General features: G+C 73.9%; 18 protein-coding genes. 1 reads left to right on the forward strand and 17 read right to left on the reverse strand.

All coding sequences use genetic code 11. The annotated features are described in order from the left end of the window. Window positions 1–121 precede the first annotated feature (121 nt). The 3 genes from ACGFRF_RS20850 to ACGFRF_RS20860 form a co-directional block, all read right to left on the reverse strand. Complete coding sequence (locus tag ACGFRF_RS20850) at window positions 122–2845, reverse strand: FtsX-like permease family protein (protein ID WP_393741950.1); 2724 nt, start codon at window positions 2843–2845, stop codon at window positions 122–124. A 1-nt stretch (window position 2846) separates the two neighbouring features. Then, entirely contained in the window at window positions 2847–6176 is a 3330-nt protein-coding gene (locus tag ACGFRF_RS20855) for an FtsX-like permease family protein (protein WP_393741952.1), read from the reverse strand. A gap of 180 nt (window positions 6177–6356) precedes the next feature. Further along, window positions 6357–6761 carry a globin gene (locus ACGFRF_RS20860; RefSeq protein ID WP_393741954.1) on the reverse strand — a complete coding sequence of 135 codons (405 nt, stop codon included), beginning with the start codon at window positions 6759–6761 and terminating at the stop codon, window positions 6357–6359. A 79-nt stretch (window positions 6762–6840) separates the two neighbouring features. Here ACGFRF_RS20860 and ACGFRF_RS20865 point away from each other — a divergent pair, with 79 nt between their 5' ends. Next, window positions 6841–7818, forward strand: coding sequence for a methyltransferase domain-containing protein (locus tag ACGFRF_RS20865; RefSeq protein WP_393741956.1), 978 nt, complete (start codon window positions 6841–6843; stop codon window positions 7816–7818). Between the two features lie 28 nt (window positions 7819–7846). On the opposite strand, the gene ACGFRF_RS20870 is transcribed toward ACGFRF_RS20865, so the two are convergent. The 14 genes from ACGFRF_RS20870 to ACGFRF_RS20935 all read right to left on the reverse strand — a co-directional run bounded on the left by ACGFRF_RS20870 (window position 7847) and on the right by ACGFRF_RS20935 (window position 26879). Further along, window positions 7847–9502, reverse strand: a complete 1656-nt coding sequence (locus ACGFRF_RS20870) for an FHA domain-containing protein (protein WP_393741958.1) — start codon at window positions 9500–9502, stop codon at window positions 7847–7849. A 57-nt stretch (window positions 9503–9559) separates the two neighbouring features. After that, window positions 9560–10903 (reverse strand): VWA domain-containing protein, encoded by a 1344-nt coding sequence (locus tag ACGFRF_RS20875; RefSeq protein ID WP_393741960.1) that lies wholly within the window; start codon window positions 10901–10903, stop codon window positions 9560–9562. 139 nt (window positions 10904–11042) lie between these two features. Next, window positions 11043–12365, reverse strand: a complete 1323-nt coding sequence (locus tag ACGFRF_RS20880) for a PP2C family serine/threonine-protein phosphatase (RefSeq protein WP_393741962.1) — start codon at window positions 12363–12365, stop codon at window positions 11043–11045. Between the two features lie 3 nt (window positions 12366–12368). Further along, window positions 12369–14837: a tetratricopeptide repeat protein gene (locus ACGFRF_RS20885; protein ID WP_393741964.1), complete on the reverse strand. Its 2469-nt coding sequence runs from the start codon at window positions 14835–14837 to the stop codon at window positions 12369–12371. Next, window positions 14834–16108 (reverse strand): hypothetical protein, encoded by a 1275-nt coding sequence (locus tag ACGFRF_RS20890; RefSeq protein ID WP_393741966.1) that lies wholly within the window; start codon window positions 16106–16108, stop codon window positions 14834–14836. Before ACGFRF_RS20890 ends, ACGFRF_RS20885 begins: the two co-directional genes overlap by 4 nt. A gap of 48 nt (window positions 16109–16156) precedes the next feature. Further along, the gene (locus tag ACGFRF_RS20895; protein ID WP_393741968.1) at window positions 16157–17185 is read right to left on the reverse strand and encodes a glutamate ABC transporter substrate-binding protein; all 1029 of its coding nucleotides are present in this window, start codon (window positions 17183–17185) and stop codon (window positions 16157–16159) included. A gap of 14 nt (window positions 17186–17199) precedes the next feature. Further along, window positions 17200–18639, reverse strand: coding sequence for a hypothetical protein (locus tag ACGFRF_RS20900; RefSeq protein WP_393741970.1), 1440 nt, complete (start codon window positions 18637–18639; stop codon window positions 17200–17202). Window positions 18640–18817: 178 nt separating this feature from the next. Further along, entirely contained in the window at window positions 18818–19810 is a 993-nt protein-coding gene (locus ACGFRF_RS20905) for an N-acetylglucosamine kinase (protein WP_393741972.1), read from the reverse strand. Beyond that, window positions 19801–21066 carry a 6-phospho-beta-glucosidase gene (locus ACGFRF_RS20910; protein WP_393741974.1) on the reverse strand — a complete coding sequence of 422 codons (1266 nt, stop codon included), beginning with the start codon at window positions 21064–21066 and terminating at the stop codon, window positions 19801–19803. The genes ACGFRF_RS20905 and ACGFRF_RS20910 overlap by 10 nt, the downstream gene beginning before the upstream one ends. A gap of 7 nt (window positions 21067–21073) precedes the next feature. Continuing rightward, a complete protein-coding gene (locus ACGFRF_RS20915; RefSeq protein WP_393741976.1) occupies window positions 21074–21970 on the reverse strand; it encodes a carbohydrate ABC transporter permease in 897 nt (298 codons plus the stop codon). A 2-nt stretch (window positions 21971–21972) separates the two neighbouring features. Then, window positions 21973–22914, reverse strand: a complete 942-nt coding sequence (locus ACGFRF_RS20920) for a carbohydrate ABC transporter permease (protein ID WP_393741978.1) — start codon at window positions 22912–22914, stop codon at window positions 21973–21975. Window positions 22915–22917: 3 nt separating this feature from the next. Continuing rightward, entirely contained in the window at window positions 22918–24261 is a 1344-nt protein-coding gene (locus ACGFRF_RS20925) for an ABC transporter substrate-binding protein (RefSeq protein WP_393741979.1), read from the reverse strand. A gap of 42 nt (window positions 24262–24303) precedes the next feature. After that, the gene (locus ACGFRF_RS20930; RefSeq protein WP_393741981.1) at window positions 24304–25515 is read right to left on the reverse strand and encodes an ROK family protein; all 1212 of its coding nucleotides are present in this window, start codon (window positions 25513–25515) and stop codon (window positions 24304–24306) included. A 251-nt stretch (window positions 25516–25766) separates the two neighbouring features. Beyond that, entirely contained in the window at window positions 25767–26879 is a 1113-nt protein-coding gene (locus tag ACGFRF_RS20935) for a mechanosensitive ion channel family protein (protein ID WP_393741983.1), read from the reverse strand. Between the last annotated feature and the right edge of the window lie 89 nt (window positions 26880–26968).

Consider the following 26968-nt stretch of genomic DNA (forward strand, 5'->3'; position numbering starts at 1 on the left):
TCGCCGCTTCCGCGGCTCCGCCGCTTCCGCCCCCGCCGTGTCGCCGCTTCCGCCGCACCGCCGTATCGCCGCCCCGCCGGTTCCGCGGCTTCGCCGCACCGCCGCTTCCGCCCCCGTCCGCTCATCGCCCGTCCCCCGCCCGCAGGTCCGTCACCGAGCCCCGTCTGCCCGTCCACCACGCCTGGAGGGCTGCCACGCCCACCGAGGCGAGCACGACCAGCGTCGCCGGCACGGTCAGGGACCAGGTGTCGGGGCGCAGGTCGACGTCGCTCAGCGGGGTCGGGGACGGGGGCAGGGCGATGGCCGTCAGGTCGATGCCCGGGGCCAGGAGGAGGGTCGCGGACCAGCCGGTCAGGATGCCGCCGGCCGCGGCGAGCAGGGCCTGCGGGAGGGATTCCAGGACGAGGAGGCGGCGGCCCTGGGCGCGGGTGAGGCCCATCGTGCGCAGGCGGGCGAGGAGCGCGGCCCGTTCGGGGGCCGCGCGCAGCAGGGCCAGCAGCAGCGCGAGAACGGCGAAACCGGCACCCGCGGCCACGGCCGCCGTGTAGACGTGCACGGCGCCGGACTGCAGGGGCGAGTCGGTGTAGCGGGCGCGCTCGTCGGCGCGGACGCGGACCCAGGCCGAGCCGCCGACGGCGTGCCGCAGCGCGCCCGCGTCCAGGTGCTCGCCCGTCACCAGCAGGGCCGTCGGACGGTTCGCCGGGTCGGCGAGGCCCGCGCGGTCCACGACGAGGAAGTCGGTGCCGGAGACGGCCGGGGTGCGGTCGCGGACGAGCACGATGCGCACGGTGACCGCGCTGCCGTCCTCCAGCCGGACCAGGAAGGGACGCCGGGTGCCGTACGCGGACGCGACGGACGGGGAGGCCACGGCGGGCAGGGTGCCCGTGCGGCCCTCGAGCCGGTCGGCGGGGACGGCGCCGAGGCCGGTGCGGTGCGTCAACGGGGCGTAGGCGGCCGGGTCCACACCCACCAGCGGTGTCGAGTCCTGGCCGTCCTCCGGTTTGGCCTGGTAGTCGATGCTCACCGCCGCCACGTCGCGCACGCCGGGCACGGCCCGCACACGGCGGGGGAGGTCCGCCGGGAGGGGGGCGTCGGAGTCCGCGCGGGCGTCGGCGCCGACGGTGAGGAGGGCGGCGCGGTCGCGGGCGTCGGCCACGCCGGCCAGCACCGAGCCGCCGAAGGCCGCCGTGGTCAGCGCGGTGAGCAGGGCGAGGAGCGGCAGGACGGCGGAGACCGAGGTGCGGCCCGCGCGGGCCAGGGAGAGGTGGCCGACCACCCCGCGCAGCCGCCCGGCCGGCCCGGCGAGCCGGCGCAGCAGCGGCGGGTACAGCCGGAGCAGTACCAGGGCCGCGATGATCCCGACCAGGACCGGTGCCACGGCCACCAGCTGGTCGCCCGTCGTGCCGCGCCGGCGCAGCGTCGCGACCGCTCCGGCGGCCAGCACCAGCAGGGTCAGTTCCGCGACCGTGCGGCGCCGGGAGGGCCGCACGGCCGCCACGTCCTCGCGCGCGGCCGCGGTCCGGACCGTGCGGTGGGCGAGGGCGGCCCGCAGCGGCAGGGCGGCGCAGGCGGTGAGCGTGACGGCAGCGGCGGCGGCGACGGCGGGTCCGAGGCGCCCCTCGGGCACCGCCGGCAGGGCCGCCGCCAGGCCGAGGGCGCCCGCCGGTACGGCGATCACGGCGGTCTCGGCCAGCAGCCGTCCGGCGAGTCCGGGTAGGGAGGCGCCGCGGGCGCGCAGCAGTGCGAGTTCGGCGCGGCGCCGGTCGGCGGCCAGGCCGCCCGCCATGAGCAGGACGACGGCGACGACCGTGGCGGTCCCCGCGGCGGCCACGGACACCAGCGGGGAGATGCCGGAGCGCAGCCGGTCGAAGTCGGCGAGGGCGTCGTCCAGGTCGGTGGCGATGTCGGCGCCGTAATCGGTGAGCGCGCGGGCCCGTTGCAGCGCGGGCCCGGACTCCAGGGCGGCGACGGCCGGTTTCAGCCGGTCCAGATCATGGGCGTGCGGGCCGCGCAGGTCGGGCGCGAGGAGCCAGTAGCGGGCCGGATTCGTGCTGGTGCCGAGCAGTGCGGGGGCCGCCTCCGGGGGGAGCAGCAGCGCGCCGAGCCAGTACTTGTCCGGGTCCGGGCCCGGGGGCGGCAGGGTCACCAGGTCCGGGGTGCGCAGCAGCGGGTCGGTCGACCAGTAGGCGCCGTCGGGGTCGCGCGGGACGAGGATGCCGGTGACGCGGACCGCGAGCGGCTCCCGGCCGGGAGCCGGCACGTGGATGACCGAACCCACCCGGATGTGCAGGCTCTTGGCGGTGGCGGCGGTCACCGCGGCCTCCACCTCGGGGGTCGCCGCGTCGACCGGGTGCGTGGCGCGCGGCAGCCGGCCGGTGCGCACGTGCGCGTGGTCGGCCAGGCCGCTCCGCGCGACCAGCGAGACATGGGCGGGCAGCCCGGTCGGGCGCGGCAGCCACGGGTCGGGCACCGCCGGGCTGACGGTGCCGCCGACGCCGTACGCGGACTGGGTGCGGTCGACGGTCAGCGGGCTGCCGACCGTCCCGAGCAGCTTCTCGTACTGCCGCTCCAGCGCGGCCGGACGCATCGCCTCGGCCCGTTGCCCGGCCGGCAGGCCGAGGTCGGGCTGGGGCGCCGTCACCCGCACGGTGGTGTGCGCCGGGCGGGCCTGCCGCAGGGCCCGCCGCAGGCCCGCGTCCTCGTACCGGTCGACCGCGCGCGGGAAGGCGCCGGCCAGGCACGCCGTCAGCGCGACCAGCAGCGCGAGCGCGGCGGCCGCACCGGGCGCGGCCCGCAGCCGGGTCCGTACCCATGGTGCGACCACGCGCGGTACCGGACGGCCCACCTCACTCACCTCCCTGTTCGCGCAGCGCCCGCGCCGGGTCCACGCGGCGTACGGCCGGTACCGCAGCGACGGCGAGCGGGACCACGGCGACGGCGGCCAGCAGCAACGCCACCTGGCCGGCCGGCAGTCGCACCAGCAGCTCCGGCACGGGCCGGGTGGCCTCGCCGGTCAGCACGATCAACGGCAGCACGGCGCGCGCCAGTACGGTGCCGAGACCGAGGCCCACCGCGAGCGCCAGCCCCACCAGGACGGCCTGCTCGGCGGCGACCGTCCGGGCCAGCTGGCGGCGTGGCACGCCGAGCGCGCGCAGCACCGCGAACTCCGCGCTCCGGGCCCGCTGCGCCCCGGCGGCGCCGACGGCGAAGCCGACCGCGGCGAGCGCCGCCGCCACCACGGCCGCCGCCGTGAACGCGGCCTCCGGGCCCGCGCCGAAGGGGTCGTCGCGCAGCTCGGCGGCGATCTCGTCGCGCACCAGCACCTGGCCCGGGCCGACGTCCGGCAACGCCCGTACGTCGGCGGCCACGCGGGCGGCGTCGCCGGGCGCGGTGGCGAGCCACCACTCGGTGGGTGTGGCGCTCGCGCCGTACCGGGCCTGCAGCACCTGGTTCACGGCGCGCAGGTCGAGCAGGACGGCCCCGCCGTCGCGGGCGCCGGTGTTCGCCGGGTCGGTGGTGGCGGGCAGCGCGCGTACCGCCCGGACGATCCGCACCGGCAGCCTCCGGTCGCCGAGGGTCAGGTCGACCCGCTGGCCGGGGCGGGCGCTCGCCGAGGCCAGGTAGCGGTCGGTGACGACGGCCGGCACCTCGGCCGGCGCGGGCTGGGTCACCTGGAGCCGGACGGTGACGGAGGCGACCGTCCAGATGTCCGCGTCCGGGAGGTAGCCGGTGCTGTAGGCGAAGGTCAGCGGGCGGGTGCCGGTGACCTCGGGCCGGGTGGGGCTGGTGGCGGCGCTGGGGACGGCGGCGCCGCCGGCCTGCGCGCCGGTGGTCCACCGGGCGGGCAGCGTGAGCCGGTGCCGTTTCCCGTCGCTGCCGTACGCGGTCAACTCGCCGAGTGTGAGCCGGTGGTGCTCGGCGCGCTCGGCGGGCTGCGTCAGGTCCAGCCGGAGGCCGGTGAGGGTCAGCGCGCCGGACGGGGTGCCGAGGTCGAGGGTCAGGGTGTGGGCGCGGCCGTCGGCGGGGAGCTGACCGAACGGCACCTGGTACGGCACCCCGTACCGGTCCACCAGTGTCACCGTCACCTCCGTGCCGGTCCCCGGCCCGGTGGAGCTGTGCAGACGGGCCGTCAGGCGCAGCCGGGCGGTGCCCGCGGGCACCGGGGTGCCGGCCGGGGCGCCCGTGGACGTGAGCCCGGTCAGCAGCCGCCGTACCGGCACGTCCGCCAGGTCCGGGCGCATCAGCACCGCGTCCGCCGCGTGCCGGGTGTCCAGGGCGAGCACGGTCGCCGTACGGTCGCCGGACAGCGGCTGGGAGCCGCGTACGGCCGGGGCGGCCTCGCGGACGTGCGGCAGGTCCGCGTACAGGTCCGTGCGGCCGAGCCCGCCCTCCCCGGCGGAGGTCACCCGCACCGGCACCCCGGCGCGGAAGTCGGCCTGGTCGTCCTGCGAGCGGTCCCAGGAGGCGGCCTGTCCGATGGCGAGCATGCCGAGGGCGACGGCGAGGACGAGCAGCAGCACCGGGCCCGCGCCGCGCGCGGTGCGCCGGCTGAACTGCCAGCCGGCCAGCGCCACGGGCAGCCCGCGCCCGCCGGCCGCCCAGCGCTCGGCGACCCGCGCCACGGGAGGCAGCAGCCGCAGTGTGAGCACGGTTCCGGCGAGCAGCGCCAGCGCGGGCGCGGCGACCAGCAGCGGATCGATGCCGAGCGTGCCGGACCGGTCGGCGGCCACACCGCCGGAGCCCTGCCGGCCCAGCTGCCAGTAGGCCACCGCGGCGACCGCGAGCAGGCCGAGGTCGGCGCCGGTGCGCAGGGGGGCGGGGACGGTCCGGGCGGCGGCCGGGCGGGCTGTCCGTCGGCGGGACGTCAGCAGCGGCGACCACGCCCGCGGGGGACCGGGTCTCCGCTTCCGCGCACGGTCCCGCGCCTTGGCCCCGGTGACCGCCGGCACCGTCACGGCGAGCGCGCAGCCCAGGGCCGTCCCGGCCGCCACCAGCCAGACGAGGGGCCGGCCGGCCGGCGGGAGGTCCAGGTGCAGACCGAGGCGGGCCAGCGGGCCGTGGCCGGCCAGCAGGGCGGTGAGCGGCCCGGCGACCAGGGGCGCGCACACGGCCGCGGGGAGCGCGAGGAGCAGGGCCTCGGCCGCGGCGAGACCGGCGATCCGGGCGCGGGAGGCCCCGCGGGCGCGCATCAGCCGGGTCTCGTCCGTGCGTTCGGTGCTGAGCAGCCGGGCCACCAGCAGCAGGGCGTACCCGGCGAGCAGCACCAGCTGCAGCGCGACGATCAGCAGGGTGGAACGGGCGACCAGCAGGGAACGGTCCACCCGGTCCAGGACGTCCGGCAGCGCGGTCTGCGACACCGTCGTACCGCGCAGCGCCGCGGGACTGCGCAGGGCCGCGCTGCCGTCCCGGGCCGCCGTGCGCAGCTCGCCGATCCGCGCGGTGGTCGCCGTGGCGAAGTCCGCCGAGGCCAGCCAGGCCGTGGACCCGGCGCTCACCCGGCCGCCGGTGAGCACGGAAGGGTCGGCGAGCAGCGGGCCGTACGTCGTGAAGCCGGACTTCTTCGCCCCGCGGCCCAGCAGATCGTCCAACCGCCAGTACGGGGCCGTCACCGAGGCGGGCCGGTACACGCCGGTGACCCGCACCCGGACCGCGGGGCCGTCCAGCCGGTCGGCCAGGGTGAGCCGGTCGCCGGGCTCCAGCCGCAGCGCCCGGGCGGCGGCCCGCGGGAGCGCCACCTCGACCGTTCCGGTGGTGCGGCGGGGCAGCCGGCCGGCGGTCAGCCGCAGCTGGGTGCGGTCCAGCGCGGCGAAGTAGGTGAGGTCCGGATCGCCGGACCGGTGGGCGGGCGGCCGCGATGAGCGGGGCAGCGCGTAGGGTCCCGAGCGGCGCAGCGTCCGCACGGTCACCGGCAGACCGTCGAAGGTCCGCCGGGCGCCCTCGCGTACGGCGGTGTCGGCGGCGGCCCGCTCCCGCGGCGGCACGTCCGCCTTGACGATCAGGGCGGTGTCGGCCGCGTTGCGGGCGTCGCCCAGCACATGGCGCAGCGCCGCGTCGCCGATCGCCCCGGAGTACGCCGTGAGCGTCGCCAGCACCGCGGTGGTCAGCACCACCGTGAGCAGGGCGGCACTCAGCAGCAGGCGGTGCGCGCGTGCGCGTGAGAAGACGAACCCCGTCACCCGGCCCCCGTGTGTCCGGACTTCCAGACCTTCGGGCGATGCTGGCAGAGGAGACGGGTCGCGGGTAAGCGGTTGTCGGCCGGTCTATACCGGATCGTGATCGAAATCCGGCGACGGGTGACCGGAATTGATGACCCGTCAGTCCACAGTGATCAGTCAGGAGTGATCAGTCCCGGGCGTTCAGTCCGGGGCGTTCACCATCGACGCGGCGGCGTACGTCAGGTAGTTCCACAGCGTCCGCTCGTGCTCCTCGGACAGGCCGAGTTCGTCGACGGCCACCCGCATGTGCCGCAGCCAGGCGTCGTGCGCCGCCCGGTCCACGGTGAACGGGGCGTGCCGCATGCGCAGCCGGGGATGGCCGCGGTTCTCGCTGTAGGTGGTGGGGCCGCCCCAGTACTGGATCAGGAACAGGGTCAGCCGCTCCTCGGCCGGGCCCAGGTCCTCCTCCGGGTACATCGGCTTCAGGATCGGGTCCTCGGCGACTCCCTCGTAGAAACGGTGGACGAGCCGGCGGAAGGTGTCCTCCCCGCCGACCTGCTCGTAGAAGGTCTGCTCCTGAAGCGTGCCGCGCCGAATCTCTTTCACCCCCCCATGGTCTCAGACCGGGTGACCGAGGACTCGAGACGTAGGACCGCATCCCGGCGGCCGCCCCTACTGTGGAGCCATGGGCGCCCACGACACCGAGACCGACGGCCGGGCCGCCGCGGCGCGAGCGGCGCTGGTGCGGGAGATCGACGCCGACGGGGCCTGGGCGGCGGACCCGGTGTGGCGGGAGGCGTTCGCGACGGTGCCCCGGCACCTGTTCGTGCCGTACTACTTCGTCGCCGGGCGGGGCGGCTACGAGCGCCGCTGGGGCGAGAGCCCCGACCCCGAGGCCCGGGAACGCTGGCTGCGCGGCGCCTACGCGGACGTTCCGCTGGCCACCCGGCTGCGCGACGGCGAGCTGATCTCCTCCAGCAGCCAGCCCTCCCTGATGGCGCGGATGCTGGTCGCCCTGCGGGTGGCGGACGGCGACCGCGTCCTGGAGGTGGGCGCGGGCACCGGCTACAACGCGGCCCTGCTCGCCCACCGGCTCGGCGACGACGACATCGTCACCACCATCGACCTGGAACCGGAGATCACCGAGTCGGCCCGGCAGCACCTGGCCGCGGCCGGGTACCACCCGGTCGTCGTCACCGGCGACGGGGCGCGCGGGGTACCCGAACGTGCCCCCTTCGACCGGATCATCGCCACCTGCGCGCTGCCCACGGTGCCGCGCGCCTGGCTCGCCCAGTGCCGTCCCGGCGCCCGCGTCCTGACCCCGCTGGCCACCGGCCTGCTGGCCCTCACCGTGCGGGACGCGGAGCACGCCGAGGGCCGCTTCCTGCCGGGGGCCGCCTACTTCGTACCGCTGCGTGGCGAGGGCCGGGGGCAGCCCGCGGAGCTGTCGTCGGCCGGGCTGCCGGGCCGGGCCCGTGAGCAGGACCTGTTCCACTTCCTGTTCGCCCTGGTCCGCGGCACCCTCGGGCCGCAGGAGGCCTACGCGCTGTGGGAGCGCGAGGGCGAGCCCGAGCGCGGACGGTACGGCGTCACGGTCGCCGGCGAGCACGCCTGGGCGTGGCTGGACGACCCGGAGGGGCCGTACCTCTGGCCCCTCCGCTGATCGCCTCCGGGCCGTGCCCCGGTCGTTCTCAGCCCCGGCGGACGGTGATCGTCGTCCAGGCGCCCACGTGCACCCGGTCGCCGTCCCGCAGCGGGACCGGGACGAACGGCTGGATCGGTTCTTCCGAGCCGTTGACCGTGGTGCCGTTCGTCGAGTTCTGGTCGACGACCGCCCAGCTGCCGTCCGGCTGCTGGACCAGCACCGCGTGCTGGTGCGAGACGCCCGGGTCCTCCGGCGGCACCGACAGATCGATGTCGGGGGTGTCGCCGGTGGAGTGCCGGCGGCGGCCGATGGTGACCTGGTTGCCGGAGAGCGTGCGCTGCTGCTCGGGCGAGTACGCGGGCAGGTTCAGGCCCGCGGCCTCGGGGCCGGAGCGCTGCATCATCGCCATGAAGTAGTCACGGTCCGGGCCGATGGTCGCCGTCCAGGTGGCCGGCGCCTGCGGGAAGCCGGGCTCGCGCGGGGCCTGGGTGCCGCCGGGCTGCGGGTAGCCGTACCCGCCGCCCTGACCGCCGGGCCCCTGCCCGGGCCGCGGTCCGGACGGGCCGGTGGACGACGGCGGGGAGATCACCCAGTCGTCGTCACCGCCGCCGAAGGACGGGCCACCGGAGGACGGGCCACCAGAAGGGGGACCGCCGGCCGGGGGACGGCCGGTCTCCTGCGGGAACGCGGGCGGAGCGGGCGGCCCGGACTGCTGGAACGCCTGTGCGGCACCGCCGGGACCGGCGGGCGGGGTCGGACCGGGCGGCGGCGGTACCGGACGCGAGGGGCCGCCGAAGCCGGAGGGACCGGGCGCGCCGGGACCCTGGGGCGGGCCGGGGGGAGTGGACCCACCGGGACCCGACGGCTCACGGCCGAAGGGCGGCGGACCGGACGGGCCACCGGGACCCTGCCCCGGACCCCCGCCGAAACCGGAACCCTGACTACGGTCGCCCCCGAAGCCGGAACCCTGACCACGGTCGCCCCCGAAGCCGGGGCCCTGACCGCGGTTGCCGCCGGAACCCGGACCCTGGCCCGGACCGCCCCCGAATCCCGAGGGAGCACCGGAACCGGGACCCTGCCCCTGGCCGCCACCGAAACCGGACGGACCTCCGGGACCCTGCCCCTGGCCGGGACCCTGCCCCTGGCCCCCGCCGAAGCCCGGCGGCGGTCCCGGCGGGCGCCGGTCGCCGCCGAAGCCGGACGGGCCCGAGGGACCCGCGGGGCCCGGTGAGGCCGGCGGGCCGGACGGGCCGCGGTCGCCGCCGAACGGCGTCGGGCCCGACGGCTCGCTGCCGAAGGACGGGATCGGCTCGGCGGGCCGGTTCACCTGCGAGGGGCGCGAGCCCTGGTAGGAGTCACCGCCGCCGTACGTCGCGCTGGGCGGCTCGAAGCGGGGCTGCGGCGGGCGCGGCGCGGCCGGGGTGTACGAGGTTGCCGTGTTGGTCAGGAAGTTCCACCGGCACTCCTCGCAGAACGGTGCGCCGCCCTCGCGGGGCGTACGGCACTGCGGGCACAACTCCGGCTCGGGCGCACCCGGCGCCTGCGGACGGCCGCCGGGCCGGTTGCCCTGCGGCGGCGGGAAGCCGTAGCCGCCGGCGGGCGGCGGTGGAGGGGGCGGAGGTACGGCACCGGCCATGCGGTGACCGCAGACCTCGCACCAGTCGTCGGAACCCGACTGGTGTCCGTTCGGGCAGGTCGGCATGTCGGTGCTTCCCCTTCTCCTGAGGGTCCGGCTGGATCGCTCGCATCGCTTCCAGGGTCACTTCTTCACACGAACGGTCTTTGTGGACCGGGTCTCCAGAGTCATCTCGTCGGCCTCCGCGACCTTCGTCTTCAACCGCACAGTACCTGTCGCGGCGTCGACCACGTCCACCACCTTCGCAAGCAGTTTCGCAGTATCGGCGTTCCCCGAGGCACTCGCGAGCTGAACTGCGCGCCCCAGTTTGGCGGTTGCTCCATTGAAATCGCCCGCTTTGCGAAGGTCGAGCCCTTGCTGGATGGCTTGTGCCAGTTCGGCTTGCCCGGTGTAGTGGGCGACTTGGGGGTTGATCGAGGTGGACGCCGTCATGTCGTCCGTCCACACGGCCCGTACGAGCCCCTGCGCGCCCGGGTTCTGTACCGTTCCGTCCGCTTGTGGCACGACCAGGGAGACCCGGGCGGCGAGCATCTCCTGGCCGAGCCCGGCCGGCGGGACCTCCAGGCTCAGGTGGTAGTCGCGGGACTCGTCGCCCCAGGACCCGGTGGGGTAGTCCCCGGCACGCGGTCCGGCCTCGGTGCGCCGGCCGGTCAAGTCCTCGACGGTGGGGGCGACTTGCTTGACGAACCGGAGGGTGGTGCCGACCGGCGTCCACACCCGCAGGGAGACGTCGGCGACCTCCTTGCCCATCGCCGACTCCATCATCCGCGTGAAGTCCGCGGCCAGGCCCGCCGGGTCGGCGACGATGTCGGCGGTGCCGAGCAGCGCCGAGGCGATCCCTGTGACTTCTTTCACTTCCCAGTCGGTGCCCACGCCCCGCGCGTCACAGGTGAACCGTCCCGCGCACGCGTCCAGCGTGGCCCTCAGGTCCTGCGGCGACTCGTGTTCGTTGCGGCCGTCGGTCAGCAGGATGCCGTGCCGGATGGTGACGTCCGCCGAGGACAGCAGCCGGTCGGCCAGCCGCAGCCAGGTGCCGATGGCCGTGCCGCCGCCCGCGCTGAGCCGGCGCAGCGCCTGTTTGGCCTGCTCGCGGGTGGTGGCGTCGGCGACCGCGAGCCGTCCCCCGCCCGGGTAGACCTCCGAGGCCACGTGGGTGCCGCCGATCACCGCGAAGTGGGTGCCGTCGCGCAGGGTGTCGATCGCGGCGGCCGTGGCGTCCCGGGCGTTGCGCATCTTGGTCGGCGGATAGTCCATCGAGCCCGAGCAGTCGACCATGATCGCCACCGCGGCGGACGGCCCTCGCCCCGGTGTGTACACCGGCGCGGCGACGGCACTGCCGACCGTGCCGCCGCCCGTCGCCGTCACCGTGACGATGGCGTCGACCTCCCGGCCGCCCTCGGGCAGGTACGCGTTCTGATAGACGTCCACCGAGAACTGCGGCACGTTCGACTTCGCGAAATTGGCCATGCTTGATCGACTCCCCCTTGGCGCACCCCGCTGACGCGAGGCGGTGAGTGTGGACGGACCGGTCCCCTCCGGCCCGCCGCGGCTTCCCCGTTCTGCAAGGCGCTGTGCGTGTACGGCGTGTACGGCGTTTTGTACGGCCTCAGGCCGATACTGCCCCCTGCGGCGGCGCCGGGAACGGCAGGACCGCCACTGTTACGTTGTCGTGGCCCCCGCCGTCCAGGGCGTGACCGACCAGCACGCGGGCGCCGTGCAGCGGGCGCGCCGCCGCGTCCGCGGGGACGACCTCGCACATCTCCTCGGCCGTCTCGGCGTAGTTCCACAGGCCGTCGGTGCACACCACCACGACACCGGGCCGGTCCGGCTTGAACGAAGCCGTGTGCGGCTCCAGTTCGTAGGCGTCCGCGCCGAGCCATCCGGTGATCGCGTGGGCGCGCTCGTCGGCGTACGCCTCGGCCTCGCTCATCAGTCCGGCGGCGACCATCTGCGCCGCCCAGGAGTCGTCCTCGGTCAGCCGGGCCGGGGGCGCGCCGCGGTCGGCGGGCACCCAGTAGACGCGGCTGTCGCCGACCCAGCCGACGACCAGCAGCCCCGAGGTGACGATCGCGCCGACGATCGTGCAGGCCGGGGCGTTCTGGTGCGGGGCGTGCTCGCGGGCCGTGGCGGGTTCCTCGGCGAGCGCGTTGACGGCCTGCGAGGCGGCGACGATCGCCTCGTGCATGGCCTGCTGCGGGTGGGTGCCCCGTGGCAGGGCGGCCAGCAGCGTGTCCCCGGCCGCCTGGGAGGCCGCCAGCGAGGCGTCGTCCGGTCGGGTCGCCGAGGAGACGCCGTCGCAGACGACGGCGAGGGCGGCGGGCGTGCCGTCGGGCAGCGTGGTGTGGCCGACGGCGAAGGCGTCCTCGTTGCGGTGGTGGCGCAGGCCGCGGTCGCTGACCGCGGCGACCGGCCCCGACTCCCGCTCCATGTGGTCGCGTTCGCGGGGCTGGGCGTGCCCGCAGTTCTCGCAGTAGCCGTCGCTGTCCACCCGGCCCGCCCGGCAGGCCACGCAGACCTGGGCCGGATCGGCGGCCGGGCCGGCCGTGGCGGTGGCGTCGGCGGCCGCACGCGGGTCCGGTGCCTGCAGCGGGTACTCGTCGGGCTCCGCGGGCCGGTCGAAGCGGACGCCGGGCGCGGCCGGCTCCTCGGGGTGCAGCGGCTTGCCCCCCGAGTCCGTGCCGGGCAGGTCGGCCGGCACATGCACCGCGGGCGGGGTGCCGGCGGAGCCGGGCGGCTCGGGGGCCGGCCAGTCCACGCCGTCCCCGGGCGCGGGGGAGCCGGTCATGGTGAGGGTCGGATGGTCCTGCGGCGCGGCGGGCACCACCGATAGGTCGTGACCGCACGCTCCGCAGAAGAGGTCACCCGACTCGACGGGCTCCGCGCAGCTCGGGCACTTCGACAGTGCGGCCTGCTGGGGCATCTGCGACATCAACTACACCCACGTCCGGGGGCGGTAACGGTTGGCCCGTTCCACCAGTTCGATCCTCTCCTGGCCGCCGGGCGCCAGCCGGGCCAGCGTGCGGTAGGCGCGCTCCAGGCCGAAGCGGAGGCCCCGCTCGTCCAGACCGCTGCCCAGCAGCACCCGTGCGCCGGCGGCCGCCGGCGCGGTGCCCTGGTCTGAGGAGAGTATCCAGTCCAGCGCGCTGCCGAGCACTTCCGCCGACAACCGCTCGCGGCGGGCCGGGTCGAGACCGTACGCCTGCAGCGCCTCGACCTGCCCGGCGGCGGCGGTCAGGTCGTCCAGGAACGGTACGTCACCGGCGCTCGCCGTGCGCTGTCTGAGCCGGGCCCGGACGGCGGCGACCCGGGCGGCCGTGTAGTGGATGGAGGACTCCGGTATCGACTCCAGCGTCGTCACGGCGCCGCGCCGGTCCCCGGCCGCGAGCTGGACCCGGGCCAGACCGAAGGCCGCGCTCACATAGCTCGGGTCGGTCGCCCACACCAGGCGGTAGTACTCGGCGGCGTTGTCCAGCTGGCCCAGCACCTCCGCGCACAGGGCGAGCGCCAGCTTGGGCGCGGCCTCGCCGGGGAAGGCGTCGTAGATCGCGTCGAAGGCGAGCGCGGCGCCCTCGAAGTCGCCGGTGACCAGGGCGGCCACGCCCCGGTACCAGACCACCCGCCAGTCGTCGGGCCGTTCCTCCTCCAGCGTGGCGAGGGACATCAGCGCGGCCTGGTGGTCGCCGCTCTCCAGCCGGGCGCGGATCTGCCGGATCCGGGTCTCCACGGTCTGCACGGGTGCCGCGGCCAGCGCGGTGATCAGCTCGGCCGGCGCGGAGGCCATGAGCCCCGCCAGGAAACCGGCGTTGGGGTCGCTGGGGTCGACCAGCGGGACCGGCAGGGCGAGTGCGGCGGCCGGGGTCTCCACGGGCCTGACGAGGGCCGGCGGGGGCAGCGCGGGGCCGGACCCGGGTTTCCCTGCCGGGCGGTCCCCCAGCCGGGACACCTCGCCGTCCAGGTGCGGGAACAACTCCGTGTCGGTGACCTTCACCTCGGGCCCGAACAGTGTCGACAACGCGGGCCGTGCCTGCCCGGTCTGCACCGAGACGACCTCGCGCAGCACTCCGGTCAGCTGCTCGGACATCTCCTGCGCGGAGGCGAACCGGCGGGCCGGGTCGGGGTCGGTTGCGCGCACCAGGAGCCGGTAGAAGGACTCGTAGCGGTGGAAGACCTCGATGGTGTCCGGGTCGGGCAGGGAGTCCACGAAGACGTTCGTGTAGCCCTGGAAGTCGAAGGTCAGTACGGCGAGGGTACGGCCCACCGTGTACAGGTCGCTCGCCACCGACGGGCCGGCCTCGGCGACCTCCGGCGCCTGGTAGCCGACCGTGCCGTAGATCGCGGACTCGTCGTCGTCCATGCGGCGCACCGCGCCCATGTCGATCAGCTTGAGCTGGTCCTCGGTCTGGATGGCGTTGTCGACCTTGAAGTCGCAGTACAGCAGGTTGCGGCTGTGCAGATGGCCGAGCGCCTCCAGGGCCTCGATGCCGTAGGCGCAGGCCTGCTCCACCGGCAGCGGGTCTCGCCTGCCGTCCGGTGCGCGGCGGGAGTTGGCGATCTCCTTCAGCGACTTGCCGCCGACGTACTCCATGACGATGTAACCGTCGAGGGAACCGGTGCGCTGGTCGAGGTGCTCGACGAAGTTGTAGATCCGCACGATGTTGGCGTGCTCGATCTCGGCGAGGAAGCGCCGCTCGGAGATCGCCGCGGCCATCGCGTCCTGGTCGCCGGTGTCCAGCAGGCCCTTGAGGACCACCCACCGGTCGGAGACGGCCCGGTCCACGGCGAGGTAGACCCAGCCGAGGCCGCCGTGCGCGAGGCAGCCCGCGACCTCGTACTGGCCGTGCACGATGTCCCCGCCCTTCAGCTTCGGCACGAAGGAGTACGGGTGCCCGCACTTGGTGCAGAAGCCCTCCGTGCGCCCGGGGCGGTCCCCCCGGGCCCGGCCGACCGGCGCCCCGCAGTCCGACCGCGAGCAGAACCGCTTCCGCTCGGGCACCTGCGGGTTCTCCAGCACCATCGCGCGAGGGTCCGGCCGGGGCACCTGCGGCACGCTCACCAGCCCGGCGCCCAGCCGCCCGCGCGTCGACGTCGCCGACGACGAACCGGAGCTGCGCACCGACACCGAACGGCCGGTGGGCTTCCCCGACAGGGACCGGGAGAGCCGCCCGGACACCGAGCGGCGCGACTTCGACGACTGGGACGACGTACCGGAACTGGGCGAGCTGCGGGAACTGCCGCTGTCCGCCGCGCCCCTGGTGATCCCGGTGGGCGGCGAGCCGACCATCCCGGTCGCGGAGACGACCGGCGCGAGACCGCAGGTGTCGCAGTACAGCTCGCCGCCGCCGACGTCCTCGTACGCCCCCGCGCAGCCCGGCCGCTGACAGGTCTGCCCCGGCTGGCTCATGACTGGTCCCCCTTACGGTCCTCCGGCGCGCTCGCGCTGCCGAGCAGCTCGGCCGCCAGCTGCTGGTAGCGCAGTACGGCCTGTTCCGCCACGCGCAGGTCGCAGGGCGCGCTCCACAGCATCCGCCGGGCCGCGTCGTACCGCTCGACGAGCAGCGGGTCCTCGGCGAGGCCGTGCCGGGCGACCTTCGCCTTGTAGGCGTCCAGCCGGCCGCGCAGCTCGGCCCGGACCGCGAGCGGCGCGGTGACCGCCGTCAACGACTCGCGGGCCCGCAGCAGTTCGTCCTCCGCCTTCTCCTCCAAGGACTCCAGGAGCGGGGAGAGGCGGTGCCACTGTGCCTGCCGCCGGTACTCGGCCGCGGCCGCCAGCTGTTCCTGCAGCGCGGTCGGCGGACCGCTGACGACCGGCACCTCGGTGGCGGCGATCTTCGCCAGCACCTCGCCGCGCGCGGTACGGGCCTCCGCGAGGGTCCGGTCGGCGCGCGAGAGCACGTCCCTGAGCCGGATCAGCCGTGCCTCCGCGTCCTGCCGGACCGTGAGCACGGCGTCGATCTCCCGGCGCACGTCCTCCAGGGCGCGCGCCTCCCGGTCGTAGACCGTGGTGTCCGGGCGGCCGCCGCCGGGCGCCGAACTGCCCTCGGCGGGAACCCAGAAGGCGAGTGGGTCGCAGACGACGTCCTCGCGGAGCCTGGTCAGCGTGCGGGTGATCCGCTCCAGGTCGTCACCGGCCGGGTGCTCGCCCGGCCGGACGCCGACGGAGTGGGCGAGTTTGCGGGTGCGCTGGAGTTCCGCGGCGAGTAAATCGATCCGCGCGGGCAGCGCCGACCACACCGCGTCGGCGGCGACGACCAGGTCCAGGCTCGTCGCGTACAGCTCGTTCATCCGGTCCACCAGGGCGGACAGCGAGAACGTCTCGCTCAGCGTGCCGTTCCCGGGGACGGTGACGGACTCGCCGCGCAGCAACTCGGTCAGCTCGGCCAGGTCCTCGCGGCTGGACCAGCGGCGCCGGGCGCGGATCTCGCGGGCGCCCCGCAGCGCGGCCGTGTAGGCGTCGAAGTACCCCCACAAAAGGGTGATCCGCGCCTCCGTGGCCTGCCAGCGTTCCTTGGTGACGCCGGTCAGTTCGGCGCCCTCGAGGAGTCTGCGGCCCGCGTGGTCCTGCAGGGCGAGCAGCGAGGTCTCGATCGCCTCGTGCTCCTGGCCGAGCCGCGCCAGCGCACGGTCCACCTCGTCCCGGTCCATCACCGGCCCGGCGGGGTCCGTGACGCCCATCGATCACCTCTCGCTGCTGTCTGGTCGGCCTGTTGTGGAATACGGGATTCAGCTGGTGCGCAGATACTGCGGCGCGGGCGGCTCGGAGGCCGCCGAGTCCTTCCCCAGTGTCGCCGACAGCCACCTGTCGTACGACGTCTGCCAGCCGTGCGCGCGGTAGTCCACCAGGATGCGATTGACCCGGCGTACCAGATCGGTGGCGTCCTTCTGCATCGCCACGCCGTAGTACTCGGTCGTGAACGCCTTGCCCTTGAGTTCGACGGTCGGGTCCTGTGCGGCCTGGCTCGCGGCGAGCGCGCCGTCGGTCACCACCGCGTCCACCTCGCCGAGTTGCAGCCGGACCAGGCAGTCGAGCTGGTTCGGGACGGTGGTGGAGATGTCGGTGGAGGCGGGCAGCTCACCGGTCTTCTTGTCGGCGTCCAGTTTGGTGTGCGCCGTCGAACCGGCGGCCGTGCAGACCTTCTTGCCCGCGAGCGAGCCGTCGTAGCCGGTGACGGCGGACGACTTGGGCGCGAGCACCTGCTGACCGGTCTTGAAGTAGGGCGCGGAGAAGGCGACGTGCGACAGACGGTCGCAAGTGATCGTCATCGTGCGCACGACCATGTCCACGCGGCCGTCCTGGATCGCCGGTATGCGCTGGCTGGTCGGGATCGCCTTGAACTGCACGGCGTCCGGATCACCGAGGATGTCCTGCGCGATCCTGTGCACCAGGTCGATGTCGAAGCCCTCCAGCTCCGCGCCCTCGGTGTTGGGGTTGCGGTAGCCCCAGTGGTAGCTGTTCTGGTCGACGCCGACGATCAGCTTGCGCTTGGCGCCCGTGCGCGCCTTGATGGCGTCGATCGTCCGGCCGTCCGCGCCGGACGGGGCGAGGGTCTGCTTCTGCGCCTCGGAGTCCTCGCAGCCGTCGGCGCGGGCCTGGCTGCCGGTGGCCACCTTCTGCCCGGCCGGCCCGCCCTCCCGGGGCGTCTGGGCGTGGGGCAGCAGCAGGACGAACGCCAGCGCCAGCACGCACAGCACCGCCATCGCGCCGACCCCGCCCCAGCCCCGCAGGGAGGCCCGTGCACGTGCCGCGTACATCGCCTTGCCCCCTGTCACCGGTACTCCGAAAGCCTGCGCCCGATGCCGGCCACGGCACCGGCCGCGCCCAGCACCGCGAGGACGGCCGCGCCCACCGGCAGCCCGGTCATGGCGTCCCGCCCGTCCCCGGCGGCCTGCTGGAACTCGGTCTGTTCGTGGTCGATGGCCCGGGCGAGGTTGGCGTCGACGCTGTCGAAGCACTCACCGGTCGCGCCCTTGGCACCGATCACCTTGTCCAGCGCCTGCTGGTAGTTGCCGTTCTCGTCCTCGGCGCGGGCCGAGGCGTGGCGCTGCTTCCACACCGCCATGTTGCCCTCGGCCGCCTTGACCGGCGTCGTACCCGCCTGGTCGTCGGCGAGCGTCGCCGCCCGGCTCAGCCCCTTGCCGAGCACGGTCATGTCCTTGTCGAAGTCGTAGTAGTAGGCGTCGTACGCCTTTCCGTCGACCGTGACGGTCTCGGCGCCGCGCGCCACCAGGCTCAGGTTCTCGTTCCCGCGCGCCTTCAGGGAGGCGATCCGGGCGTCGTGCAGGACGCTCAGCGAACGGATGCCGTGGTCGTAGGAACCGTCGAGTTCCGAGCGGGCGACCATGTGCCCGACGACCAGCCACAGCAGCACGACCGTGGTGGCGGCGGTGCCGGCGACCAGGCCGTGGTTGAGGACGCGGTTGGTGCGCCGGTACGTGCGGTGCTGGGCCCAGCCGAGCGCGGCGAGCGCGAGCACGCCGAGCGCGATGGCCACCCACGGGTAGGGCGTGGCGTCCGCGTAGTCGGCGTCGAGCCGCTGGTTCTCCTTGGTGTAGAGATCCTCCGCCGCCGGGAGCATCTCCTTCTGCATCTTCTCGTTGGCGTACCGCAGGTAGGCGCCGCCCACCGGATAGCCCTGCCGGTTGTAGGTCCGGGCCCGCTCGACGAGGCCCTTGTACTCGGGCAGCAGCCGGTTCAGCTCGGTGACGGCCGCCTCGGAGGCCGAGCCGGGCTCGGCGTTGGCCGCGGCGGTCACCAGCCCGGTGGCGGCGCCGCGGATGTCCTTCTCGTACCGGTCCCGGGAGGCGGCGGTCTCCTGGCCGCCCGCGAGGAACCCGCTCGACGCCGCCGTGTTGGCGTCCGCCAGGGAGCGGTAGATGCCGGCCGCGCCGGAACTGAGCGGCTGGCTGCGGTGCAGCACGTCGTCGGCGGCGGCCGCCCGCTCGCTGGTCTGCCAGGCGGTGACGGCGCCGAACGCGAGGACCAGCAGGGCGAGGAGGGCGCCGATGATGCGCAGCCGCCCGGGCTCGGTGGTCGCGGCGGCGCGCAGCCGCTCGACGCCTTCGGCGAAGGCGGTACGACGGGCCGGGGGCACGGGCGGGACCGGGGGCGCCGGCCGGCCGGGCTGCGGGGGGATGCCGGGGGCGGGGGCGGGTACGGCCGGTCCCGCCCCCGGTGGCGCCGCGCTGCTCTTCGGCGGGTGTGTCACTCGACCTCCCCCGTGGTCATCCGTTCGCCGCCCAGTATCACCGCCCGGACCGACATCCGCACCGGCCTTCACTGGATCTTGATCGGATCGCAGCGTGCCCCAGGGCGCACGGCGCCCGGCACACCACCCCCTGCTGATGAACACGCCGGGTGCACCGGATCGGTTCCGGTGGGGGAGGTCACCCTTTCGCCGACTCCCAGTACCCTCGCGCCCGTTCCTGCGCCTGCGGCTTTGCCCCCAGCCGGTCCAGACCCAGCAGCACCGCCCCCAGGACCGGGCTCGCCGTCACCACGCGGACGTCGGCCTTGGGGGCGCGGGCCGCCAGCAGTTCGCGGACGGTGTCGTTCAGCTGGGGGTGGCCGGCGGTCAGGACGCCGCCGCCCAGCAGCACCGGCGTCTGCTCGTCGAGGAGGTCCAGTCGGGTCAGGGCCACCGTGGCCAGCACCGTGACCTCTTCCGCGAGCCGGTCGACGAGGGTGCGGGCCACCGCGTCGCCGTCTGCGGCCGTCGCGAACAGCACCGGGGTCAGTTCGTGGCGGCGGTCGTGCGCGATGTGCTCCAGGTGCAGGGCCTCGATGAGGGCGTACATGCTCGGCAGGCCGAAGTGCGCGGGCAGGGTGTGGGACAGGGCCGTCGGCTCGCCCCGGCCGTCCTCCGCGCGGGCCGCGTACCAGAGGGCCTCCTCCGCCAGGCCCCAGCCCCCGCCCCAGTCGCCGGAGACACGGCCGATCGCCGGGAAGCGGGCGGTGCGGCCGTCGGGGCGCATGCCGACGCAGTTGATGCCCGCGCCGCAGACGACCGCGACGCCGCGCGGCTCGGCCACCCCCGCGCGCAGGATCGCGAACGTGTCGTTGCGGACCTCCACCGACGGCCCCCACGCGCGCGCCCGCAGAGCGTCCGCCAGCCGCTCCTCCTCCACCGGCAGATCGGCGTTGGCCAGACAGGCCGAGACATGGGCGACCGACGTCACGCCCGCGTCGGCGAACGCCCGTGCGACCGGTTCGGCCAGTGCGTCCATCGCCGCCGCCACGCCCACCGCGGGCGGGCGGAAGCCGCCGCCGCGGGCCGTGGCCAGGACCTGCCCGGCGGCGGTGACCACGGCCACGTCGGTCTTGCTGTTGCCCGCGTCGATGGCGAGGACAGGCGCGCTCTCAGGTGCGGTCAGGCCCACGCCAGGTGCTCCCGGTTGTGTGCGATCAACTGGTCGGTGAGGGTCTCGGCGTACGCGTACTGGCCGATCAGGGGGTGGGCGAGGAGGGCGCGGAAGACCCGGTCCCGGCCGCCGCGCAGCGCCGCCTGAAGGGCCAGGTCCTCGTACGCGGTCACGTTCGCGACGAGGCCCGCGAACAGCGGGTCCAGGCCGGGGACCGGCAGCGGCGCGGGGCCCGCCGGGCCGACCGCCGCCTGCACCTCGATCACCGCGTCGTCCGGGAGGAAGGGCAGCGTGCCCTTGTTGACCGTGTTCACCACCTGGTAGGGGCTGCCACCACCGCCCAGCAGGGCCGCCGCGAGGTCCACGGCAGCCTCCGAGTAGTAGGCGCCGCCCCGCTTGGCGAGCAGCGCAGGCTTCTCGTCCAGGGCCGGATCGCCGTACATCGTCAGCAACTCGCGTTCCATGGCGGCCACTTCGGCGGCCCGGGAGGGTTTGGTGCGCAGTTCGCGGACGACCTCGTCGTGGGCGTAGTAGTAGCGCAGGTAGTAGGAGGGGACCACGCCCAGGCGGTCCAGGAGGGGGCGGGGCAGGCGGACGTCGTCGGCGATCGCGCCGCCGTGCTCGGCGAGCAGCTTCGGCAGGACGTCCTCGCCTTCCGGGCCGCCCAGGCGTACGCCGGTCTCCCAGGTGAGGTGGTTGAGGCCGACGTGGCCGAGATGGACGTCCGCCGGGGCGACGCCCAGCAGGCCGGCGAACTTGCGCTGGAAGCCGATCGCCACGTTGCACAGGCCCACCGCCCGGTGCCCGGCCTGGAGCAGGGCGCGCGTGACGATGCCGACCGGGTTGGTGAAGTCGATGATCCAGGCGCGCGGGTTGGTACGGCGGACGCGCTCGGCGATGTCCAGGACCACCGGGACCGTGCGCAGCGCCTTGGCGAGGCCGCCCGCGCCGGTGGTCTCCTGGCCGATGCAGCCGCACTCCAGCGGCCAGGTCTCGTCCTGCTGACGGGCCGCCTGTCCGCCGACGCGCAACTGGAGCAGTACGGCGTCGGCGCCGTCGACCCCCGCGTCCAGGTCGGAGGTCGTGACGATCCGGCCGTCGTGGCCCTGCTTGGCGAAGATGCGGCGGGCCAGGCCGCCCACCAGGTCCAGGCGATCGGCGGCCGGGTCCACGAGGACCAGTTCCTCGATGGGCAGGGCGTCCCTGAGGCGGGCGAAGCCGTCGATGAGTTCGGGGGTGTAGGTCGAGCCTCCGCCGACCACGGTGAGTTTCATATGTGGTTCAACCCTTTACTCCGGTGAGGGTGACGCCTTCCACGAACGCCTTCTGGGCGAAGAAGAACACGAGGATCACGGGGGCCATGACCAGCACGGTCGCGGCCATGGTGAGGTTCCAGTCGGTGTGGTGGGCGCCCTTGAAGGACTCCAGGCCGTAACTGAGGGTCCAGGCGCCGGGGTTCTCGGACGCGTAGATCTGGGGGCCGAAGTAGTCGTTCCAGGCGTAGAAGAACTGGAAGAGGGCGACGGCGGCGATGCCGGGCCTGGCCATGGGCAGGACGACCCGCAGCAGCGTGCGCAGGTCTCCGCAGCCGTCGACGCGCGCCGCGTCCAGGTACTCGTTGGGGATCGTCATCAGGAACTGGCGCAGCAGGAAGATGGAGAACGCGTCCCCGAACGCCATCGGGATGATCAGCGGCCCCAGCGTGCCCGACAGCTCCAGCTGCTTCGCCCAGAACAGGTACATCGGGATGATGATCACCTGCGGGGGCAGCATCATCATCGAGATCACCAGCATGAGTGACAGATTGCGGCCCCGGAAGCGGAACTTGGCGAGCGCGTACGCCACCGGGACGGACGACACCACGGTCAGCACGGTGCCGAGCCCGGCGTAGATCAGCGTGTTCTTCCACCAGGTCAGGAAACCGGGCGTGTCGAAGACTTTCCGGTAGTTGCCCCACTCCCAGGTGTGCGGGATCAGGTCCCGGCTGAGGGCCTGGCTGTCGCTCATCAGCGAGGTCAGGAACACGAACACGAAGGGGAGGGTGAAGAACAGCGCGGCGGCCACGCCGAGGGAGTGCACCGCGATCCACTCCAGCAGGGCCCGGCGGCGGGCGGTGCGTTCGGCGCCGTACGACACCGGGGGCGCCGGCTTCACCGGCTGGTCCAGTACCTGGGTCATGGTCAGTCACCTGCCTGGATGAGACCGCCGCGGCGCCGCATCAACAGCGCGGTGAACGCCATCGACAGGGCGAAGAGCACGAGGGCGACGACACACGCCGAGCCGTAGTCGAAGCGCTGGAAGCCGAGGTTGTAGACGAGCTGGGGGAGGGTGAGCGTGGACTTGTCCGGGTAGCCGGGCTCGAACTGGGTGCCCGCGCCCTGGATCACGCCCGAGGCGACCTTCCCCGCGATCAGCGGCTGTGTGTAGTACTGCATGGTCTGGATCACGCCGGTGACGACGGCGAACATCACGATCGGGGAGATGTTCGGGAGCGTGACGTACCGGAAGCGCTGCCACGCCGAGGCGCCGTCCAGCTCCGCCGCCTCGTACTGCTCCGTCGGTACGTCGAGCAGCGCGGCCATGAAGATGACCATCAGGTCGCCGACGCCCCACAGCGCCAGCAGGGTCAGGGCCGGCTTGGACCAGGTGGGGTCGTTGAACCAGCCCGGCGCCGGGACGCCGACCTTCTCCAGGAGCGAGTCGACCGGGCCGGTACCGGGGTTGAGCAGGAACGCGAAGGCCATGGTCGCCGCGACGGGCGGGGCCAGGTACGGCAGGTAGAACAGGGTGCGGAAGACGCCCGTACCGGTCTTGATCTTGGTGATCAGCAGACCGATGCCGAGTCCGAAGACCACCCGGAGGCTCACCATGATCACGACCAGCCACAGGGTGTTGCGCAGGGCGGGCCAGAAGAGCGGGTAGTGCTCGAAGACGTAGGTCCAGTTCTTCCCGCCGCTCCACGTCGGCGGCCGGAAACCGTCGTAGTGCATGAAGGAGAAATAGACCGTCGAGATCAGCGGGTACGCGAAGAAGACCGCGAAGCCGATCAGCCAGGGCGACATGAAGGCGACCGTACGAAGCGCCGCACGGCGGCGCTTCGACGCCAGAGTGACCGTGGTCATGGGCTACTTCGCCTGCGCGATGTCCGTGTCGATCTGCGCGGCCGTCTTCTTCAGCCCGGCCTTCAGATCGGTCACCTTGCCGCTCTCGTAGTCGTAGCCGAACTGCTGGATCGTCACCAGGTACACACCGCCGTTGACGGAGGCGGGCGTCGTGGTGGAGTTCGGGTCGGCGGCGATGTCCAGGAACGTCTTGAAACGCGGGTCGTACTTCAGCTTCGGGGACTTCAGCGCCTGAAGAGTGGAGGGCACGTTGTGGATGTCGTTGGCGAAGCCGACCACCGCGTCCGTGTTCGTGGTCATGTATTTCACCAGTTCCCAGGCCGCGTTCCGCTTGTGGCTGGTGGCGGCGATGCCCGCGATGGTGCCGGTGATGTAGCCCTTGCCGTACTGGCCGGCCCGGTCGTCCGGTACGGGCAGCGGGGCGACGCCGATCTCGAAGTCCGGCTTGGCCTCCTCGGCCATGCCGAGCCGCCACTCGCCGTCGAGCTGCATGGCCACCTGGCCGGTGTGGAAGGGGTGCTTGGGACCCCACTCGTCACCGAGCGTCGACCGGAACTTCTCCAGCTTCTGGAATCCGCCGAGTTCGTCCACGAGCTTCTTCTGCAGGGTGAAGCCCTTTTCGAAGGCCGGGTCCGCGGCGACGTTCGACTTGCCGTTCTTGTCGAAGTAGGTCGGCGAGAACTGTCCGAGGTAGTGCTCGGTGGTGGATTCCCAGCCGTGGTAGTTCGGCATGAAGCCGAGCTGCTTGTAGCCCTCGCCCTGGGGGATGGTGAGCTTCTTGGCGTCGGCCGCGAATTCGGACCAGGTCTTGGGCGGGCCGGTGATGCCCGCCTTCTTGAACGCCGTCTTGTTGTAGTAGAGCCCGTACGCGTCACCGAGCAGCGGGACCGTGCAGCGGTTCCCGTCGAACTGGGTGTACTCGTTCATCGGCTTCGGGAACGTCGTCTCCGGGTCGATGCCCGACTTCTTGAAGAACGGGTTCAGATCCACCAGGGCGCCCGAGGAGCAGAATTTGCCCACGTTGTTGGTGGTGAAGGAGGAGATCACGTCGGGGGCATTGTCGCCACCCGCCCGCAGCGCCTGGTTGATCTTGTCGTCGGTCATGTTGCCGACGATGTTCACGTGGATGTTGGGGTGCGCCTTCTCGAAGCCGGTGACCAGCGACTTGACCGCCTTCACCTCGTTCGGCGCGCTCCAGGCGTGCCAGAAGTTGATCGTGGTGTCCTTCGACGCGTCGTCCGTCGCGCCCGCGTCGGACTGGCCGGTACAGGCGGTGGTGAGGAGTACGGCGGAGACGGTCAGGGCAAAAGCCGCTTTTCGGGCGACTTCGGGTATGGCTGTGGGCATGGCGAGGTCTCCCAGGGACGGGTCGGGGGAAAACGGGGGCGCTCAGCGCGAGGTGTCGAAGACCTCGTCGCGGGTGGTGGCGAGCGCGGATTCCAGCGCGCCGCGCAGGACGGGGTGTTCGCGGACGTCCCCGACGACCAGCCGGGGACGGGCCGCCGCCAGCTCCTCCAGCTCGGCCTGGACGAGGGCGCGCAGCACCTCCCCGCCGGCCGTCAGGGCCGAGCCGCTGAGGACGACGAGTTCGGGGTCGAGCACGGAGACGAGCGAGGCGAGACCGGTGGCCAGCCGGGTCGCGTAGGTCTGGAGCAACTCCCGGTGCGGGCCGCCGGCATGATCGGCGGCGCGGGCCACCAGCTCCGCGGCGGCCTCGGTGTACGGCCCCGACGGCACGTCCGGGATGCCGAGTTCGCGGGCCAGCTCGGGTACGGCCTGGGAGCCGGCCAGCTCCTGGTAGCCGCCGCTGTTGGCCTTGGTCACCTGGCGCACCAGGGGCGTGCCGGGCACCGGCAGGAAGCCGACCTCGCCGGCGCCGCCGGTCCAGCCGCGGTGCAGCCGGCCGCCGAGGACCAGGGCGGCGCCGAGGCCCTCCTGGTTCCACAGCAGCACGAAGTCCGCGTGGCCGCGGGCCGCGCCGAGCCGCTGTTCGGCGATGGCGACGAGATTGACGTCGTTCTCGTACTCGACCGGCATCGGCAGCGCCGCCGCGAGCGCGTCGAGCAGCGCGGGCGAGTGCCAGCCGGGCAGATGGGAGGCGTAGCGCAGGCGCCCGGTGTTGGGGTCGAAGGCGCCGGGGGTGCCGATGACCAGGCGGTGCACATCGGGCCGGGTGAGCCCGGCGGCCTTCACCGCCCCGTCGAGGGCGTCGGTGACCTGCTGGACGACCGGACGGGCCGGGCGCCGGCCGGGGGTGGGCAGTTCGTACTCGCCGACCGTGCGGCCGGTGATGTCGGCGACGGCGGCGCGGATGCGGTGCGGGGTGACGTCGAGCCCGGCGGCGTACGCGGCACCGGGGTTCACCGCGTAGAGCTGGGCGTTGGGACCCGGCCGGCCCTCGCTGGTGCCGGTGACCCGGACCAGTCCGGCCGCCTCCAGGCGGGCCAGCAGCTGGGAGGCGGTCGGCTTGGACAGGCCGGTGAGCTTGCCGATCCGGGTGCGCGACAGCGGTCCGTGCTCCAGCAGCAGGTCCAGGGCGGCACGGTCGTTCATGGCGCGCAGGACGCGCGGGGTGCCCGGCGTACCGGCGGTTCCTGCCATGGGGGTCGACACCTGCCTTTCCAGCCGCCCAGCTTCTCAGTGACCTGGGCATGACGTCCAGCCTGGATGTCCCCCGCGGGGAGATCACTGTTAGGAAACTTTCCTATTGGGGTGGGAGGAACGTAAGCCCAGGACGAACGGGGCGTCAATACACAACGCCCCCGCGGCAACAGAGTCGTTACCTCGGGGGCGTGGGCGTGGGCGTGGGCGTGGGCGGGCGGGTGCCCTCGGTGATTGCGCGAGGCGTTCCGCTACTTGGCCGGCGGCACGGACCTCTGCGGCGCGATCGGGGACGCAGCCGTCGCCTGCGGTGAGTCCGCGTTGGAGTACACCGAGGGTGCCGCGACCGTCGCCGTCGGGTCCGGGGTCGTCTCCTCGTCCTCGACGGCCGTCGCGCCGCCCACGATGCGGATGCTCGCCGCGTCGAAGGCACGCTTGATGCGCCAGCGGAGTTCGCGTTCGACCGTCACCGACTTGCCCGGCATGGTCTTGGCGGAGACGCGGACGACCATGGAGTCGATCAGCACGGAGTCCAGGCCGAGCACCTCGACCGGGCTCCACAGCAGCTCGTTCCAGGGCTCTTCCTTGCTCATCTTCTCGGCGACCTCGTCCAGGGTGCCCTTGACCCGGTCCAGATCCTCACTCGCCTTCACGGTCACGTCGACCCCGGCCGTCGCCCAGCCCTGGGAGAGGTTGCCGATCCGCTTGACCTCGCCGTTGCGGACATACCAGATCTCGCCGCTGTCGCCGCGCAGCTTGGTCACCCGCAGCCCGACCTCGATCACCTCGCCGGTGGCCACACCCGCGTCGATCACGTCACCGACGCCGTACTGGTCCTCCAGGATCATGAACACGCCGGACAGGAAGTCGGTGACCAGGTTCCGGGCGCCGAAACCGATCGCCACACCCGCGACACCGGCCGAGGCCAGCAGCGGCGCCAGATTGATCTTGAAGGTGGACAGCACCATCAGCGCGGCCGTACCGAGGATCACGAAGCTGGCCACCGACCGCAGCACCGAGCCGATCGCCGCCGCCCGCTGCCGGCGCCGCTCGGCGTTGACCAGCAGCCCGCCCAGCGCGGTGCCGTCCACGGCCTGCACCGTGCGGTTCATCCGGTCGATCAGCTTGGTGATCGCCCGCCGCACCACCGCTCTGAGCGCGATCGCCACGACCACGATCAGCAGGATCTGCAGACCCATCGCGAGCCACGTCGACCAGTTCTGCTCGACCCAGCTCGCCGCGTTCGTCGCGCTCTCCTGGGCGTCCTGGAGCGTCGGCACGGCCGGGGCCGTCGACCCCGACGGGGACGGCGACGGGGACGGCGATGCACCGGCGGCCGTCAGGGCGGCGGGCAAGGACGACACGGCAGGTACCTCCAAGGTGCTGCGCGGTCCGTACCGGCGGGCGGTCAAGGTCACGAAAAGGTCACCGGGACGGACAGAACCACCACACT

The organism is Streptomyces sp. NPDC048521 (assembly GCF_043199855.1).
Taxonomy (GTDB): Bacteria; Actinomycetota; Actinomycetes; order Streptomycetales; family Streptomycetaceae; genus Streptomyces.